Here is a 16,839-nt window from a genome sequence, read left to right as displayed (position 1 = left end):
GTTGGGGGAGCTCAAAATGACAATTTTTCAATTTCCTAAAGATTTTCAATGGGGTACGGCTACAGCGGCGTATCAGATCGAGGGAGCGGCTGCAGAAGACGGCAGAGGACCGTCCATATGGGATACCTTCGCTAAAACACCAGGTAAAGTATTTAATGGAGATAACGGCGATATCGCCTGCGACAGCTATCATCGTTATGAAGAAGATATTGCACTAATGAAGCAGCTAGGTATTCAGAGCTACCGATTCTCGGTATCTTGGTCACGTATTCTCCCAGATGGGGACGGAGAGATCAACCAAGCGGGTCTTGATTATTACCACCGCTTCGTAGACAAACTGCTTGAGAATGGTATTGAGCCGTTTTGTACCTTGTATCACTGGGACTTGCCTCAAACCCTTCAAGACGCTGGCGGGTGGGAGAGCGATATAACGGTCGAGGCTTTTGTGAAGTTCTCAGAGATTATGTATCGTGAGTTTAATGGTAAGATCAAGAGCTGGCTCACGTTTAATGAGCCATGGTGTATCGCGTTTCTATCCAACCTACTGGGTGCCCACGCGCCAGGCAATCGAGATCTGCAAACAGCACTAAATGTTGGGCATGGTCTGCTGCTGGCTCACGGCAAATCCGTTAAGAAGTTCCGTGAGCTGGGTATAGAAGGCAAGATCGGTATCGCTCCAAATATGGAATGGGCTGTCCCTTACAGTAAGTCTGAAGCGGATAAAGCCGCAAGCGAACGCCATATCGCATGGTTTGCGGACTGGTTCCTTGATCCGGTCTTCAAGGGGGAATACCCTCAATTTATGGTCGACTGGTTTGAACAAGCTGGCGCTAAGGTAGACGTTAAGCCAGGAGACATGGAAATCATTTCTCAGCCGATTGATCATCTCGGAATCAACTACTATACCATGAGTGTGGATCGTTACAATCCGGATGCCGGTGTACTCGGATTTGAACAGATCGATATGGGACTCGTTCAAACCGATATCGGCTGGCCGGTGGAGTCCCGTGGATTGTATGAAGCACTGCATCATTTGCAGAAGTACGGTAACATCGATATTTACATTACGGAAAATGGTGCATGCATCAATGATGAAGTGGAGAACGGACAGGTAAAAGACTTCCGCCGTATTTCATATTTGCAGCAGCACATCGCACAAATCCACCGTGCTATAACCGATGGTATACAGGTTAAAGGATACATGGCTTGGTCCATGATGGATAACTTCGAGTGGGCAGAGGGGTATCGTATGAGATTTGGGCTCGTACATGTGGATTATCGCTCGCTGGTAAGAACACCTAAAGAGAGCTTCTACTGGTATCAAAATGTGATCAGAAACAACTGGCTCGAAACGAGACCTTTATAATGAAATAGAGCTAACCTAAGGCTCATTTATTGCGAAAACCGCTGCAGATTCTAATTGCAGCGGTTTTTCTTTTTCACCGGTTTACTATTCATCAATAACTATAAACTATATAGGCAAAGTAAAGCTTTATTCTGGATTATATAGGGTGCAGCTACCACCAAAGCGTCCAAAAAATAAGTCGGAAATGTGAAGTGTCAATGAAGAAATTCCAGATATGGATTGTAAAAATAAGGTTATTGACCTTAAATTTCAAAAATAATGAAATATTTTTGACTAAATTTTGAACAAATAGTGAACAATTCTTGTTGAAGTGTGATATATTAAATGTAGTAAGCACTTACAAAATTTAGAAGGAGTTGACTTCCGATGATTGTGAACAAACCTGCACGTGTCAGCGCTGCCCGAGAGAAGGATGACCGAGCTGTACGCATGGTGTTCATGATGACGGTAATGGCCTGGGTAGCCTTAATTACAGGTGTAGTCATCTGTTTGTTTAATCTTCATGCACTGACGAACAGCAACATGGGAATTATGGTAGGCATAGGCTTTTTGGTGGGTAGTGTCTACATTTACTTTATAGGAAAAGCGATGGGCCTTCTCGATCTCCATAGAAAAGATCAAGAGACCGAAGATCAATAAAGTGAGGCGTATGAGGGAGAGGGAAATGACTGTTTCAAACCGCTGTATATTTGGTAAAGAGCCTTAGCCGACAAACCCAAATGGTTTGAGTGGCAAAGGCTCTTTTTGTTGTGGAATGCAAGGAAATAGATCATTTGTGAGAAAAAATTCACAAAATTTGTGATCAAATTCGACAAATTTGTTAACACCCGTTTTATTGTCATGAATTTCTGATATCTTTAGGGGGAAGATAATAGCATCGTTTGTAATTGCGCATTAAAGGAGAGGGGATCAAGATGGATAAAAAACCTAGATCGCTTTCCAAAATCATTCTTGCAGTAGTGATTACGCTGGTTACCTTGGGCGTTATGATATGGTCACTGTTTGCAGATGAGAACGGAAAATACGTTGTACTCGATCCAAGTGGACCGATCGGCGAGGCACAAAGGGATTTGATCATAATTTCAACCATTTTGTGTGCGATCATCATTGTACCTACATTAATACTGGTTGGTGTTATTGTATGGAAATATCGTGACACACCTGGAAACAAAGCGAAATATTCACCGAACTGGGCGCACAGCACAGTTGCCGAGGCGATATGGTGGGGACTTCCTATTCTAATCATTATTGTACTTGGTGCAGTCACTGTGCGCTATACGTATGCAACAGAGCCTTCGAAACCGCTCGTGTCTGATAAGGAGCCGATTACGATTCAAGTAACCTCCCTGGACTGGAAATGGTTGTTTATGTACCCGGATTCGAATGTAGCAACTGTAAATACACTGACGATTCCTGAAGATACACCGATTCGTTTCGAGCTGACTTCGGATGCACCGATGAACTCGTTCTGGATTCCGGAACTTGGCGGACAAATGTACACGATGTCGGGTATGGCGATGGTTCTTCATCTTCAAGCCGATGAGCAGGGAACCTTTATGGGTTCAGGAGCTAACTTCTCTGGAGAGCATTACACAGATATGAAATTTGATGTAAATGCGGTTTCCGAGGAAGACTACAACAACTGGATTAACGAAGTGAAGCTGAACTCTCAGCCGCTTACGGCTGAAGGTTATGATCAGCTCTCTGATCCAAGTGTTGAGGAAGTTCAATATTTCTCAGCATTTCCTGAAGGACTGTTTAACGATATCGTTACTAAATACGTAGTGGATCAAGACGAATCTGCTGAAGCAACAACGCACGAATAAACATTAGCTCGAAAGGAGGCCCTTCATTCATGTTTAGTGATTTGTGGGAGTTCCTGACGACAGAGTTTTTGGTAACAGGCGATCCCCTTATTTTGGGGGCACAGGTATCTATCGGCCTAGCATCACTTGCGATTGTCGTCGGACTCACTTATTTTAAAAAATGGGGCTGGCTCTGGAAAAACTGGTTGACAACGGTTGACCACAAAAAAATCGGTATCATGTACATCTTGGCCGCGATTCTAATGATGTTCCGCGGCGGCGTGGACGCGCTTATGATGAGATTCCAGCTGGCTTTACCAGGTATGGAATTCTTGCATGCGGATCACTATAACCAGGTCTTTACTACACACGGAACGATCATGATTCTGTTTATGGCGATGCCATTTATGTTCGGTCTGTTTAATGTGGTTGTACCTCTTCAGATCGGGGCGCGAGATGTCGCTTTCCCTTATCTGAATGCTGTCAGCTTCTGGCTGTTCTTCCTAGGTGCAATGCTGTTTAACCTTTCATTCGTAATCGGGGGTTCACCTGCAGCCGGATGGCTCAGTTATCCACCTTTATCAGGGCTCGAATTTAGTCCGGGGGTAGGACAGAACTTCTATATATGGGGGATACAGATATCCGGTATCGGTTCCCTCGCCACAGGGATTAACTTCCTTGTAACAATCATTAAGATGCGTGCTCCAGGCATGACTTGGATGAAAATGCCGATGTTTACCTGGTCCGTATTTGCTACCAATATTATTATTTTGTTTGCATTTCCAATTCTGACGGTTACTTTGTTCTTGCTATTCATGGATCGTTTTGCAGGAACACATTTCTTTACGCTGGATCTCGGGGGCAACCCGATGATGTATATCAACCTCATCTGGATGTGGGGTCACCCAGAGGTTTATATCGTTGTTCTGCCAGCCTTTGGTATCTTCTCCGAGGTTGTGGCGACATTCTCAAGAAAGAGATTGTTTGGATATAAATCAATGGTATTTGCAATGCTGATTATCAGCGTACTGTCCTTCTTCACGTGGGTCCATCACTTCTTTACGATGGGATCAGGCGCCGATGTCAATGCATTCTTCGCGATTACGACCATGTTGATTTCGATACCTACGGGTGTCAAGGTCTTTAACTGGCTGTTTACCATGTATCGCGGACGAATTCGTTTTACGCTTCCAATGATGTGGACCATTGCGTTCCTGCCGTGCTTTATTATCGGGGGGATGACAGGCGTTATGCTGTCCGTTGCGCCGGCTGACTTCCAGTTCCATAACAGTTACTTCTTGATCGCTCACTTCCACCAGGTTCTGATCGGTGGTGTCGTGTTCGGTTACTTTGCTGGTATGTACTACTGGTGGCCGAAGCTGTTCGGATTCAATTTGCCGAACCGCTGGGGACATTGGGCATTCTGGACATGGAACATTGGTTTCTATATCACATTTATGCCGCAATACGCACTCGGTCTAATGGGTATGACTCGTCGTCTGTACACATACGGATGGGATACAGGCTGGGCAACGCTGAACGTGGTATCTTCTGTCGGGGCATTCCTGATGGGGGCCGGCTTCTTGTTCCAGCTCTTGCAAATTGCAGATGGTATTCGAAAATACAAAGAAAACAAGGTCGGAGCGGATCCATGGGATGCTCGTACACTCGAATGGTCTATTCCTTCTCCGGTACCTGAATATAACTTTGCTTTCGTTCCAAAAGTCGATACTGTCGATCAATTTTGGGAGGATAAACAACGTAAAGCTACGGGCGCTCATCAAACGCAAACAGCTGAGCCAACATATGAGCCAATTCATATGCCGAAAAACACAGGTATTCCAATCGTGATGTCTGTCTTCTTCTTTATCGCAGGCTTCGGGTTTGTATGGGATTGGTGGTGGATGTATATCCCTGGACTGCTTGGCGTGGTGGCGACTCTGTTCGCACGCTCGTTCCAGTACGACACGGATTATTACATTCCGGCTGAAGAAGTTAGACGTACCGAAGCAGCCTTGAGGGGGTCGGTATAATGGCACACACAGCAGTAAATAATCATCATGATGATCACGGTCACGATCATGGTCATCATGATCCACAGGAACTAAAGACTTTAGGATTCTGGCTGTTCCTAATCTCTGACTTGATTCTGTTCTCTGTATTCTTTGCGACCTATATCGTGTTGAAGGATAATACGGCAGGCGGACCAGAAGGGCCGGATCTGTTTAACATGACGATCATTATTATCAACACATTCGTCTTGTTGACGAGCAGCTTCACGAGTGGACTTGCTATTCTGGCAATGAACCGCGGAGATAAGAAGGGATTAACGATCTGGCTGATTGTTACAGCCGTACTGGGTCTGACATTCCTGGGTCTTGAAATTTACGAGTTCACTGAAATGGTTCACCACGGAGCACTGATTACAACGAGCGCATTCACCGGTGCTTTCTATACTTTGGTTGGTACTCACGGCGCTCACGTAACGTTTGGTCTGTTCTGGATGTTCGGTCTGCTTCTTCAATTGAAGAAGCGCGGAATTACTCCTGAGATTCGTGGTAAAGTAATGAACTTAAGCTTATTCTGGCACTTTTTGGACGTCGTATGGATCTTCCTCCTTACGATCGTCTATCTGATGGGGGTGATGTAAGATGGCGGAACAGCATAATCATGCACATGAATCTCATGAGGAGCATGGATCACTTAAATCTTACACCATTGGATATGTCATCTCGATTATCCTGACCATCATTCCGCTTGTTGTCGTTCTGAATGACATGTTCAGTAGAACCGTAAACATGGTTATCATTTTGATCATGGCGGTACTGCAGTTTGGGGTACAGCTCCTATTCTTCATGCACATTCGTGATGGAGAAGCAGGTAAGCCAAAATGGAACGTTATGGGTCTGATTCTGGGTATCCTGCTCGTGCTTACAATCGTTGTAGGTTCGATTTGGATCATGATGAACAATCAAGTGGCTCACTGATCCTGATTAGTGAACCAGTCTTAGCAAGTTAATCTATAATGAATGAGCACCTTGCCTTTCTAACCATCGAGCAAGGTGCTCTTTTTTTGATCATGCACACGAATAGATCTAGCCTGCCTTTGCAAACCTAGTTAGTATTGGTATGATTAGATGTGGAGCAACAGAAATATACAAATAGTGAGGACGATAATAATGAATCAAACAGCAATTTCTCCTTTGGTTGATCATACACTGCTTAAGGCAGATGCCCGCAAAGAGGATATTATCAAGCTGGCAGAGGAAGCAAAGACTTACGGGTTTGCATCCGTATGCGTCAATCCGGCTTTTGTAGCGGCTGCTTATGAAGTGCTGAAAGACACTCCTGAGGTTAAAGTATGCACTGTTATTGGTTTTCCTCTCGGTGCAACAACTTCTGCAGTGAAAGCTTACGAAACAACGGATGCTATTAATAATGGAGCTACCGAAGTGGATATGGTGATTAACATCAGTGCGCTCAAAGATGGCAATGATGATTACGTTCGCGAGGATATCGCAGCTGTCGTCAACGCAGCTAAAGGGAAAGCACTGACCAAAGTCATTATCGAGACCTGTCTCTTAACAGATGAAGAGAAAGTACGTGCATGTGAGCTGGCTGTACAAGCCGGTGCTGATTTTGTGAAGACTTCCACGGGCTTCTCTACAGGTGGAGCGACGAAGGAAGATATCGCGCTCATGCGCAAAACGGTAGGGCCTGATGTAGGCGTCAAGGCCTCTGGAGGGGTACGCAGCAGTGAGGATGCATTAACGATGATTCAAGCGGGAGCTACCCGTATTGGAACAAGCGGCGGCGTTGCGATTGCAAAAGGTGAGCGTTCTGACAGCAGCTACTAATCGGATATAGGATTTGAATGGTAAGCGATCCCGAGAGGGGTCGCTTTTTTGACATAGTTTTAATTTTTCATTGATAAAGGGTACACAAATCGACTTAAATAAACTAAAATAAACCTATATGAACTTCCTTCTAATATAATCTATGACATACGAAAGGATTGATATCAAATGCAAAACCGTTATGCTGCTCATCCCAATGAAGTGAAGAACTATGATACCAGCCGTTTACGCGAGGAATTTCTGATCGATCACTTATTTGCCAAAGATGAACTTGTTACCGTATATTCTCATGTGGATCGCTACATCGTAGGATCTGCGGTGCCAGAGTCTCAAGATATCAAGCTGGAAGTGAATTTGAAGGATATAGGGACGGACTTTTTCCTGGCTCGTCGTGAAATCGGTATCATTAACATCGGTGGTCATGGAACGGTATCTGCCGATGGGGTACGGTATGAGATTGGAAGCAAGGAGTGTCTGTATATCGGCCTTGGTGTGAAGGAAGTGATCTTCCATTCAGGCTCAGGAGAAGCTCCACAGTTTTATTTTGTATCCACACCTGCCCATCATGCTTACCCGACAACGAAGGCAACACAGCAGGAGGCTACGCCGGCTCACTTAGGCAGTATTCAAACCTCGAATGAAAGAACCATATATAAATACATTCATGAAGGAGGAATCAAGAGCTGTCAGCTGGTCATGGGAATTACAGAGCTTGATCCGGGGAACATGTGGAATACGATGCCTGCGCATACACATAATCGTCGTTCTGAAGTGTACTTGTACTTCAACCTTCCGGAGGATGGAGTCGTATTCCATATGATGGGTGAGCCCGAAGAAACGAGACATCTGGTTGTTCGTCAGGGTCAGGCTGTTATCTCACCGAGCTGGTCGATCCATAGCGGTGTAGGAACGAGCAACTACACGTTCTGCTGGGCTATGGCAGGAGAGAATCAAACCTTTGATGATATGGACGGCGTGAAGATGACGGAGCTGAAATAACACAGAAAGTTGAATGAAATATGAACTCAATGAAACGACATGAAAAAATAATGGAGCTGCTCATTGCCAAGCAGGAAGTGACCGTGAATGAGTTAAGTGAGCTCCTTGAAGTGACTGGAAAGACCATCAGAGAGGATCTGGACAAGCTGGAGAGCATGGGTCTCCTCGTGCGGGTGCACGGGGGAGCCATGCTGGCCCAGAATGATCAATATGGCATTCTGACCAGTATGGGTGCGCTGGAGAAGCACAATCCCGAGAAGATCGAAATCGCAGAGCGGGCAATGACTTACATCGAGCCGTATGATGTCATTGCTCTTGATGGAGGAAGCACGACACTGGAGATGGCACGACTGCTGGAGAATATTCCGCTGACGGTCATCACCAATGATCTGTTCATCATTTCCGAGCTGACCCGTAAGGATCAGATTCGGCTGGTGGTGCCAGGCGGGTCCAGGGTCAGAAATATGCTGGTCAGTGATGAGACGGAGCAGTTTATATCCAGCTTGAACATCCACAAGGCGTTTATTTCGACGACGGCTCTGCATCCTGAATTCGGTTTTTCTATATACACGGGTGATCTTGTTCCTCTCAAAAAGGCACTGATCCACACAGCGCAGCATGTCTATGCTGTAGTGGATCATTACAAATTCGGTCGATTTGCACTGCGTACTTTTGCAGCTTGCGGAGAGGTCGATGTGATTATCAGCGACAAAGCACTTACGGATGAAATGAAGACTCCATACGAAACCATGGGAGTGAAGATTGATAATTAGCGGGAGGCATAGAGAAGTATGAACTATTTTGATCTAAGTGGTAAAGTAGCACTGGTTACCGGTACCTCCGGTGGATTAGGTCAAGGCATGGCCATAGGGCTTGCAGAAGCAGGTGCGGATATCATTGCTGTATCCCATTCCATGCCGACAGAGACGGTGCAAGCGATTGAGCAGCTAGGCCGTAAGGCATTGGGAATTCAGGCTGATCTGAGCAAAGAAGAAGAGCTTTCATCCATATTCGAACAGGCACTTCAGTTTCAGGGAAGAATCGATGTGCTTGTCAATAATGCGGGAATTATCCGCCGTACGCCGGCAGCTGATCACGGAGCCTCGGACTGGCATGATGTCATTGACCTTAACCTAAACACTGTATTTTTCTTAAGCCAGCTGGCTGGAAGACATATGATTGAGCGGGGAAGCGGCAAGATTATCAGCATTGCTTCCATGCTGTCTTATCAAGGCGGTATTAATGTGCCGGGGTATACAGCCAGCAAGCATGCGGTAGCAGGCTTAACCAAAGCACTGGCTAACGAATGGGCAGGTAAAGGAATACAGGTCAATGCAATTGCTCCGGGATACATGGTAACGAACAACACCCAGCAGATCAGGGACGATGAGAATCGCTACAAGGATATTACAGCTCGGATTCCAGCTGGACGCTGGGGGACACCGGAGGATCTGAAGGGACCAGTGGTATTTTTGGCTTCCTCCGCTTCAGATTATTTGAATGGACACGTTCTGAATGTAGACGGAGGCTGGCTCGCTCGTTAATGCTCATTTAAGAAGGAGGATACGAGAACATGAAACTGGGAGTTCTGGCGCATACGTTTGGTAAACAGCCCACTTCAAGTCTGGCAGCTCGCATCGCCGGCAGCGGGTTTACATCGGTTCAGCTTGCACTGGCCAAGGCGTTGTCAGATATCGATTCTTCAACTGGTAAACTGAGCCCGGGTCTGGCCAATTGGGTAGGTGAGCAGTTCCACAAGGAAGGCATACGGATAGCGGTGCTGGGCTGTTATATTAACCCGGTTCATCCGGATACAGCCGCGAGGAAGTCTGAGCTGGCACGCTTCAAAGAACATTTGCGTTATGCTCGTGATTTTGGCTGCAGTATCGTAGCCACAGAAACAGGAAGTTTAACCACGTACAAAGAGACTCATCCGACTTCCTACGAGGAGCAGGGATTTGAGGTGCTGCGTGAGTCGGTGCTTGAGCTCGCAGAGGAGGCGGACAAATGGGGCGTTCATGTGGCCATTGAGCCCGTGTCTGTCCATACCTTACATACAAGAGAGCATATGCAGCGCTTGTTCGAGGAGGTTCCGTCATCGAGCGTTGGGCTGCTGTTTGACCCATGCAATCTGATCAAGGTAGAGCATGTCGTGGACCAGGCAGATTTTCTGCGAGATGTGTTTGAACAGCTGTACGATCGAATGATTGCCATCCATGCGAAGGATGTTGCTTTTGATGTGAGCGGCAAAAAGTACAATCCTGTACCTGGCGAAGGGATATTGGATTATCCTTTATTCTTTGAACTGCTCAAAGCGTATAAGCCTCATATCGACATCTCTCTGGAAGGTGTAACCGCGGAGCAGGCAGATGATGCGGCAGCCTATTTACGTCGCTTATGGCATGCGGACAACTAGTTCCTTAGCAGATATCAAGGTTTTCCCGAATTCATAAAATCTCTTCTCATGTAACAAAATGAGAGGAGATTTTTTTTTATGAGTTCAAACTTTTTCTTGGACCATCTCGTTACAGCATCGAAACCGCGCGGAAATACCATAACGAATGGGGAACAACGAAACATATGATCACGACTCAGAATTTAACCAAATCATATAAAGGGCATCTGGCATTGGATGATGTGACCTTAACCTTCAACGAGGGCATGGTCGGCCTGCTAGGACCTAACGGTGCAGGTAAAACGACTTTTTTGAGAGTTATGGCTACATTACAGAAACCGACATCAGGAAGTGCAAGCATCTTCGGGGTTCCACTGTCACAGCCGGAAGAGGTGCGCAGACAGATCGGTTACCTTCCGCAGCATTTCAGTGTGTATCCACAGCTTACAGGCAGAGAGTTTCTTGATTATGTGGGGGTATTGAAAGGGATCCACGCTGCAAAGGCCCGTCAGGAGGAGATTAAACGCATACTTGATCAGGTGAATCTTACCGACAAGGCTGACAAGAAGGTGCGGACTTATTCAGGTGGCATGCGGCAACGTCTCGGGATTGCACAAGCGCTGTTGGGTTCTCCTAAGATGCTGATCGTTGATGAACCAACTGCTGGTTTAGATCCGGAGGAAAGAGTTCGATTTCGCAATATACTCACCCGGTTCAGCGTTGGGAGAATCGTACTCTTGTCAACACATATCGTTGCAGATATTGAAAGTAATTGCAGGCAGATCGCCGTACTGTCCAGAGGACAGCTTGTGTTATCTGGTAATTTGTCCGATCTGGCTGATGTTGGTGACGGCAAGGTGTGGCAGGCCGTGCTGAACGATGAGGAATTGCGCCAGATAAACCCCATGGCGATCGTATCGACTCAAAGATTAGAAGAGGGAGTCTCCTGCCGCATCATTAGTGATGACGCTCCGCATCCAGCGGCTGTGGCGGTTAAGCCAACACTTGAAGATGGCTACCTTACTCTGATTGGGAGAGAACGTCATGCATAAGTGGGCGAAGCAGTATGTGCTGGAATGCCGTTTATTGTCCCGAAGGGTCGTACTCATGTCCCTGCCTATTGTGTATGCCGCATTTTTTTGGCTGGTGATGTATTTCAACTTCAAGAATCCAATGCAAAATCTGTATTACAGCATAGACCGTATTCAATCAGTCGGACATACGATGACGCTTGGGGTGGCGATCTTTCTGGGTATATCGCTTGCACGCCGTGATCTGGCAAGACTTGCATATGAGTGGGTGAAGAGCTATCCGATATCATCTGCTGTCCAGCTTACAGCCAAGTATGCTGCCATTCTTAGTTATTTAACGATATTTACGATCCTCATTGCTGCAAGTATGCTCATCGCTGGGCAGATCAGTGGGCTGGAAGTAAAGATCGTTTGGCCTCGCATGCTGTATTTTACTATACAGTACGAAGTGTCCTATGCCGTCACGGTCGCACTCGGGATGCTGCTTGGCGTCATCATCAGTAACCGGGCTGTGTATTTGATCGGGTTCAGCGCCTGGATGTTTGGCACCTTTTTCATGGAAATCTTCGTACTGGAACGCTATGGCTGGCATCTGCTGAAGACATTTCATCTCAGCCAGCTGTTCATCGAGAGCGGAAAATGGTATCAGACCTGGAGTGTAGCATTGTTTGCCGATGAAAGGAATGCTTCGAGAGTATTTGTTCTTATGTTTGCCATGCTCTTACTTGCGGCTTCTATTCTTGTTCTGAATTATAAGCGTCCTGTTCGAAAGACGGCCAAGTCCTGGATAGCTTCTGTATGCGTACTCGCTGTGTGCAGCGCAGCGTTCATCCCATACTCGTCTATATGGGCGGAGAAGAATAACCAGATCCAAGCCATATTGCATGACCCGAATGTACAAATGGAAGGTGAGTCAAGTGCTGAGCATCAGAATATCTTTGCCCTTTCCTCATATGACCTCTCCATCACTCAGAACGAACAGGATATCCTTGAAGGCTATGCGGTGATGCAGCTGGAAGCAAAGGCAGTGGATAGAGAGGCTGATGCGCTGAAGTTTACACTGAATCGTGCTTTTGTAATCAAAGAGCTGCATATTAATGACGAGCCTGTCAACTATGTTCGCGAGGGGGATTGGATAACGGTTCATGTCCCAGAGTATACGAAGAAGCCGGCTGACTATGAGCTTGTGATTCGTTACCAAGGGAAGCTTGTCATCCCTTCGAACAGCAATTTTGACGTATATTACTCTTTCAGTTCGGGGGGAAATACGTATCTGGGCGGTATGATCGGATGGTACCCTATACCGGGCAAGCAGAGCATCTATGAATACCGAATGGGTGCAACGGAAGAGGATCGAACTTTGCTCCTTGCTAATAAGCTGCAAGTTGAACCAGTTAATATGCAGGTTACCTTCCGCAATTTTAAGAACGAGATGTATACGACACTGGGCAAGACGGAATTAAAGAGCAGGGCAGGAGCAGGGGATCTGGCGGCGGCTGACGAGGATCAGGTAATTGCGGGGCGTGTGACGTCACCTCTGACAGCCATCGGAGCGTCGTTTACGGAGACGACAAGTGCAGTCGTACCACTTAAAGTGTACTCGACTCCTTTTGCACAGCGTTCTGTATTGCATGTGATGTCATTGGTGGAAGAGCAGTTTGCTTATTTCAAATCATGGCTTCCAAGTCTTGAACCGCAATATAAGCAGTTGTATATGTATGGTGATCCGCTCTACCTGAGCAGCTTATCTGATATTCAAAATGCGAGCTATATTCATAATGATCTTAATTCTTCTTATGACGCTTTTACGGCCAGAAATTGGATGAATGCTCTGATATTTGGTGATCAAGCCGGTGCAGATATGCTTTTGGTTGGGCTGAGTGAGCGCAATCAATTAACAGAGACGACTGCTGATATCAGACATCTGATTGGAATGCTCTGCTGGTATGTCTATTACCTTGATTACGAGCATGAGCCGCAGCATGAGGCCATGAGTAACTCAATGCTGTCTTACTACTTAATGAGATATGATGCGCTGAGCAGTGATCTGTATCATATGGCAGCTCAGATGATCAGCGAAGTTGATCAAGCTATAGAAGCAGGACAGACAGAGCAAGTGAAGCAGGTGCTTCATCATTTTTATAAACAGGATCTCAGTGTGCCGCCAGTGAAGCCGAATGAAGCTGATTTTATTACACCGCAGCAGTGGAATAAGGTATGGGACCAGGTGATGTCTGATGAATAATCGCTATACATCTTGGCTGCGAATGGAGCTGAAGGGGATGCGCAGCGGAACATTCTGGCTGGTTGTCGCCATATATCTGCTGCTGCTTACCACGATCCTGTTCCGAACCTTTGAGGATGGGGCTGCCCCAAATCCAATGCAATATAATGAAATGCTGTCTTTCTTATTGTGTACGATGGCAGCGATCCTGTTCTTTCAGCGTGAATGGGGAGCTGGGAGTATGGAAACCATCGCTTCCTATCCGATGAGTCTGACTGCAATGACCATAAGAAAATGGGGCTTGGCCATCATTCTTATGCTGATTGCCCAAGCAGGCTGGATGACCTTGTATGTACTAAGATTCGGACAGATGTCAGCTCGAGTGTATCCTTGGGATGGTGGAGAAGCAATAACAGACACGGTTCATATGATCGAGCTGCTCATTCAGCCCCTACCGGCGATGCTGTTCATGATCTCCATAACGATCTTCGGGATGGTGCTGAGCCAAAAACTGTATGGAGGCCTGGCGCTCGGTTTTGCCTGGTGGCTGCTTGATACGATGACGATGGGTGCTATTTTCCGCCATTTTACTCTTTATACAACGTATTTAGACATGCGAGAGGTGCCATTTGTGCTTAATCGCGGGTTGCTAGTGGGTGCGTCGTTGATCCTTTTGATTATAAGTATCTTCGTAATCAATCGCCGGCATCGATATACCAAAGAATCGGAGCTAGAGTAATTGTTATAGCATTGGAAGGAGGGGGGCTGTGCTTACGGATGAACAATTGGCACGAAAAATGAGCGAAGGAGATCAGGAGGCGTTTGAAATGCTGGTGAACCGGTTTCATGGTTCTCTCCTTCTATACGCTGCAAGGCTGGTTGGAGACCGAGAGAAGGCTAAGGATCTGGTTCAGGAAACGTTCATTAAGCTGATTCGCCATCTGCGAGAACAAGACGGTCTTGATCATGTGAAAGCCTGGCTATATCGTGTATTGATGAATCTTTGCCGGGATTACTGGAAGAGTGCTGCCGCGGTACGTGAACGAGCAGCAGGAGAGCAGATGCCTGACAAGGAGGACCCTCACGTAAATGCGGAGGAACAATATCTCAAGGGAGAGACCGCTGACGAGATCCGAATGCTGCTCGGTGAACTGACAATGATGCAGCAGCAGGTCATAACTCTGCGTTTCTATGAGGATATGAAGCTGCAGGATATTGCGGAGCTCCTGAATATTCCGCTAAGTACAGCAAAAAGCAGTCTATACGCAGGTCTACGTCGTCTAAAAGTAAAAATATTGGAAAAGCCGGAGCTTTATGCGTCGATGCCGAATCTGATGACGGATACGTTTACAGAAAACGAGGTGTATGCCCATGAATCAAAAAGCTGATACAGGTCTCGAAATGCTGGAAAAGGAGCTTCGTTCTGTGCTTCCGCGTAAGGATGTTGCGCCCCCTTCTCAAGAAGAGACCTTGATGCTTCTGTCTTCGCTGCAAGGGGAGTTTGAGCTTCTGAAAGAAAACAAGGCACTTATAACAACATTTAGCAGTGATCCGGAAGTTCAACGAATGAAGCACCAAAGTGAACAGTCCACTGATGCTTGGGCAGAGGGTTCTATTCCTAAGCCTTCTCTGCGAAATCTGTTAAAAAGCCAGATGCGTAGAAATCAAGCAGCGATCTTCGGTACAGGGGCAATTCTGTTTATGCTGCTCGCCGTCCTTATTGATCCCTATCGCCCTAATCAACTTTATGGTGATTCAAGCTTGACAATATACTCCATAACGACACCGCTGCTGTTACTGGTGGCGATGCTGTTTACACTGCGTTCAGGCGATCGGGGGTTAAGATCCGTGGAGAGAATTACGCCTTACCCACTGGCATTGATTGCATATAGCCGGGTTCTGCTGACCTTCCTAACTGTTCTTGTGCTTGCGCTTGTCAGTAATGTGATCGTCTATTTGAGAGTGGCGACGGTGGGTGGCGATGTATCCCACTTCGGACATTTTGTCCTTATGTGGCTGGGGGTAACATTAATAACTGGCGGGACAGCAATGTCGCTTTTATTCTACAAAGGAGTGAAGGCAGCCATACTAGGCTCTTCTGTCGTCTATCTAGTATGGCTGGTGGTTCAACAGCAGCTGTCCATAACGGAGAGTCCCGGTTCCATCATCTTGTTATGGATCGACAGCCTTGTATTTGTTGCCGGAGTTGCCTTGATCTTATTTGCATACTACAGAAGCCGGTCACTTATAGCTGGGGCGAGGAAGGCATGATTACGCTAAGTCAAATTCAGCAGCAAATGGGCAGTTTTGTATTGGATATTGAATCATTAACTCTGCATAATGGACTAACTATGCTTGTCGGAGAGAACGGAGCGGGAAAGACGACGCTGCTAGAGCTTCTCGCTACCGTGAGCGAAGTGCAGAAAAAGGGTGAGATCCACTATGAAGGCAAGAGCGCAGAAGGTTATAATCTATTGCTTGTTCGAAGCAGGATGGGATATGTACCTTCTTCCATGGAATTGTACGGGAGTATGACGGTATATCATCAGCTGCGTTATTTCGGAGAATTGAAAGGCATATACGATGATGCAGTGATTAGAAAGCTGCTATTGGAATTTGACCTCGAGAACTATGCTCCTGTCAAGATTCGCAAACTATCAAGTGGCATTGTCCGCAGAATTCATATTGCTCAAGCGATGCTCACGAATCCCCGATTCCTAATGCTCGATGAGCCTATGAACGGCCTTGATGCCGGTTTTCGTAGAAGAACCATTGCATATTTGTCCCATTTGGCTCAGCATCGCACCGTAGTAGCAGCTTCTCACGAGCTGCAGGAATGGGATCGAAGTGCCGATTATGTTCTATGGCTGGATTGCGGCAGGGTTGCTTTCTACGGCTCTGCTCGTGAATGGATTCAGAGTGTGCCAGGTGAAGTGTACGAAGGAGAGGTCAGTGATAAAGAGTTAGCTCACATCCCTGAGGCCAGTATCATTGCGCGAAGGACAAATTCAGACGGGCATGTGGTTCGGCTGTTCGAATCAGGCCAGTTGAATACATCTTTCCATAAAGTAACTCCAAGTATAGAGGATGCTTATTATATTAGAAAAAGACTACAATCCCCTCGTAATGATTAAAGCGGGAGTTTGTGGTCTTTTTTTTGGT

17 protein-coding genes are annotated in these 16,839 nt (G+C 46.4%); all 17 read left to right on the top strand.

Going from position 1 to position 16,839, the window contains the following annotated elements:
• The first annotated feature begins 16 nt into the window (after window positions 1-16).
• Window positions 17-1,366, top strand: a complete 1,350-nt coding sequence (locus BLW49_RS24325) for a GH1 family beta-glucosidase (RefSeq protein WP_076315352.1) — start codon at window positions 17-19, stop codon at window positions 1,364-1,366.
• Window positions 1,367-1,732: 366 nt separating this feature from the next.
• Window positions 1,733-2,005 (top strand): hypothetical protein, encoded by a 273-nt coding sequence (locus BLW49_RS24320; RefSeq protein ID WP_047913704.1) that lies wholly within the window; start codon window positions 1,733-1,735, stop codon window positions 2,003-2,005.
• A gap of 275 nt (window positions 2,006-2,280) precedes the next feature.
• A complete protein-coding gene (locus BLW49_RS24315) occupies window positions 2,281-3,192 on the top strand; it encodes a COX aromatic rich motif-containing protein (RefSeq protein WP_076315353.1) in 912 nt (303 codons plus the stop codon).
• 29 nt (window positions 3,193-3,221) lie between these two features.
• Complete coding sequence (locus BLW49_RS24310; RefSeq protein ID WP_076315354.1) at window positions 3,222-5,204, top strand: cbb3-type cytochrome c oxidase subunit I; 1,983 nt, start codon at window positions 3,222-3,224, stop codon at window positions 5,202-5,204.
• Window positions 5,204-5,821, top strand: coding sequence for a cytochrome (ubi)quinol oxidase subunit III (locus BLW49_RS24305; protein ID WP_047913707.1), 618 nt, complete (start codon window positions 5,204-5,206; stop codon window positions 5,819-5,821). Before BLW49_RS24310 ends, BLW49_RS24305 begins: the two co-directional genes overlap by 1 nt.
• A 1-nt stretch (window position 5,822) precedes the next feature.
• Window positions 5,823-6,158: a cytochrome o ubiquinol oxidase subunit IV gene (gene cyoD, locus BLW49_RS24300; protein WP_047913708.1), complete on the top strand. Its 336-nt coding sequence runs from the start codon at window positions 5,823-5,825 to the stop codon at window positions 6,156-6,158.
• 192 nt (window positions 6,159-6,350) lie between these two features.
• Window positions 6,351-7,028: a deoxyribose-phosphate aldolase gene (gene deoC / locus BLW49_RS24295; RefSeq protein ID WP_076315355.1), complete on the top strand. Its 678-nt coding sequence runs from the start codon at window positions 6,351-6,353 to the stop codon at window positions 7,026-7,028.
• A gap of 168 nt (window positions 7,029-7,196) precedes the next feature.
• Window positions 7,197-8,027 carry a 5-dehydro-4-deoxy-D-glucuronate isomerase gene (gene kduI, locus BLW49_RS24290; RefSeq protein ID WP_047913710.1) on the top strand — a complete coding sequence of 277 codons (831 nt, stop codon included), beginning with the start codon at window positions 7,197-7,199 and terminating at the stop codon, window positions 8,025-8,027.
• Between the two features lie 20 nt (window positions 8,028-8,047).
• Window positions 8,048-8,800: a DeoR/GlpR family DNA-binding transcription regulator gene (locus tag BLW49_RS24285; RefSeq protein WP_090727428.1), complete on the top strand. Its 753-nt coding sequence runs from the start codon at window positions 8,048-8,050 to the stop codon at window positions 8,798-8,800.
• Window positions 8,801-8,818: 18 nt separating this feature from the next.
• Window positions 8,819-9,571: a 2-dehydro-3-deoxy-D-gluconate 5-dehydrogenase KduD gene (gene kduD, locus BLW49_RS24280; RefSeq protein WP_076315357.1), complete on the top strand. Its 753-nt coding sequence runs from the start codon at window positions 8,819-8,821 to the stop codon at window positions 9,569-9,571.
• A gap of 29 nt (window positions 9,572-9,600) precedes the next feature.
• Entirely contained in the window at window positions 9,601-10,443 is an 843-nt protein-coding gene (locus tag BLW49_RS24275; protein ID WP_090727426.1) for a sugar phosphate isomerase/epimerase family protein, read from the top strand.
• Window positions 10,444-10,607: 164 nt separating this feature from the next.
• Window positions 10,608-11,474: an ABC transporter ATP-binding protein gene (locus BLW49_RS24270; protein ID WP_090727424.1), complete on the top strand. Its 867-nt coding sequence runs from the start codon at window positions 10,608-10,610 to the stop codon at window positions 11,472-11,474.
• On the top strand, window positions 11,467-13,698 hold the full coding sequence (locus tag BLW49_RS24265; protein ID WP_090727422.1) for an ABC transporter permease: 2,232 nt from the start codon (window positions 11,467-11,469) through the stop codon (window positions 13,696-13,698). Before BLW49_RS24270 ends, BLW49_RS24265 begins: the two co-directional genes overlap by 8 nt.
• Window positions 13,691-14,416, top strand: a complete 726-nt coding sequence (locus BLW49_RS24260; protein WP_076315361.1) for a hypothetical protein — start codon at window positions 13,691-13,693, stop codon at window positions 14,414-14,416. The genes BLW49_RS24265 and BLW49_RS24260 overlap by 8 nt, the downstream gene beginning before the upstream one ends.
• Before the next feature lie 28 nt (window positions 14,417-14,444).
• Complete coding sequence (locus tag BLW49_RS24255; protein WP_090727420.1) at window positions 14,445-15,065, top strand: RNA polymerase sigma factor; 621 nt, start codon at window positions 14,445-14,447, stop codon at window positions 15,063-15,065.
• Complete coding sequence (locus tag BLW49_RS28940) at window positions 15,049-15,948, top strand: hypothetical protein (protein ID WP_177178837.1); 900 nt, start codon at window positions 15,049-15,051, stop codon at window positions 15,946-15,948. Before BLW49_RS24255 ends, BLW49_RS28940 begins: the two co-directional genes overlap by 17 nt.
• Window positions 15,945-16,811, top strand: coding sequence for an ATP-binding cassette domain-containing protein (locus BLW49_RS24250; RefSeq protein ID WP_177178836.1), 867 nt, complete (start codon window positions 15,945-15,947; stop codon window positions 16,809-16,811). Before BLW49_RS28940 ends, BLW49_RS24250 begins: the two co-directional genes overlap by 4 nt.
• Window positions 16,812-16,839: the final 28 nt, after the last annotated feature.

Origin of the sequence: Paenibacillus sp. PDC88 (genome assembly GCF_900106725.1) — a bacterium.
Classification (GTDB): Bacteria; Bacillota; Bacilli; order Paenibacillales; family Paenibacillaceae; genus Paenibacillus; species Paenibacillus shunpengii.
Note: the sequence above shows the minus strand (reverse complement) of the source record. Positions and strands in the feature narration are given on the sequence as shown.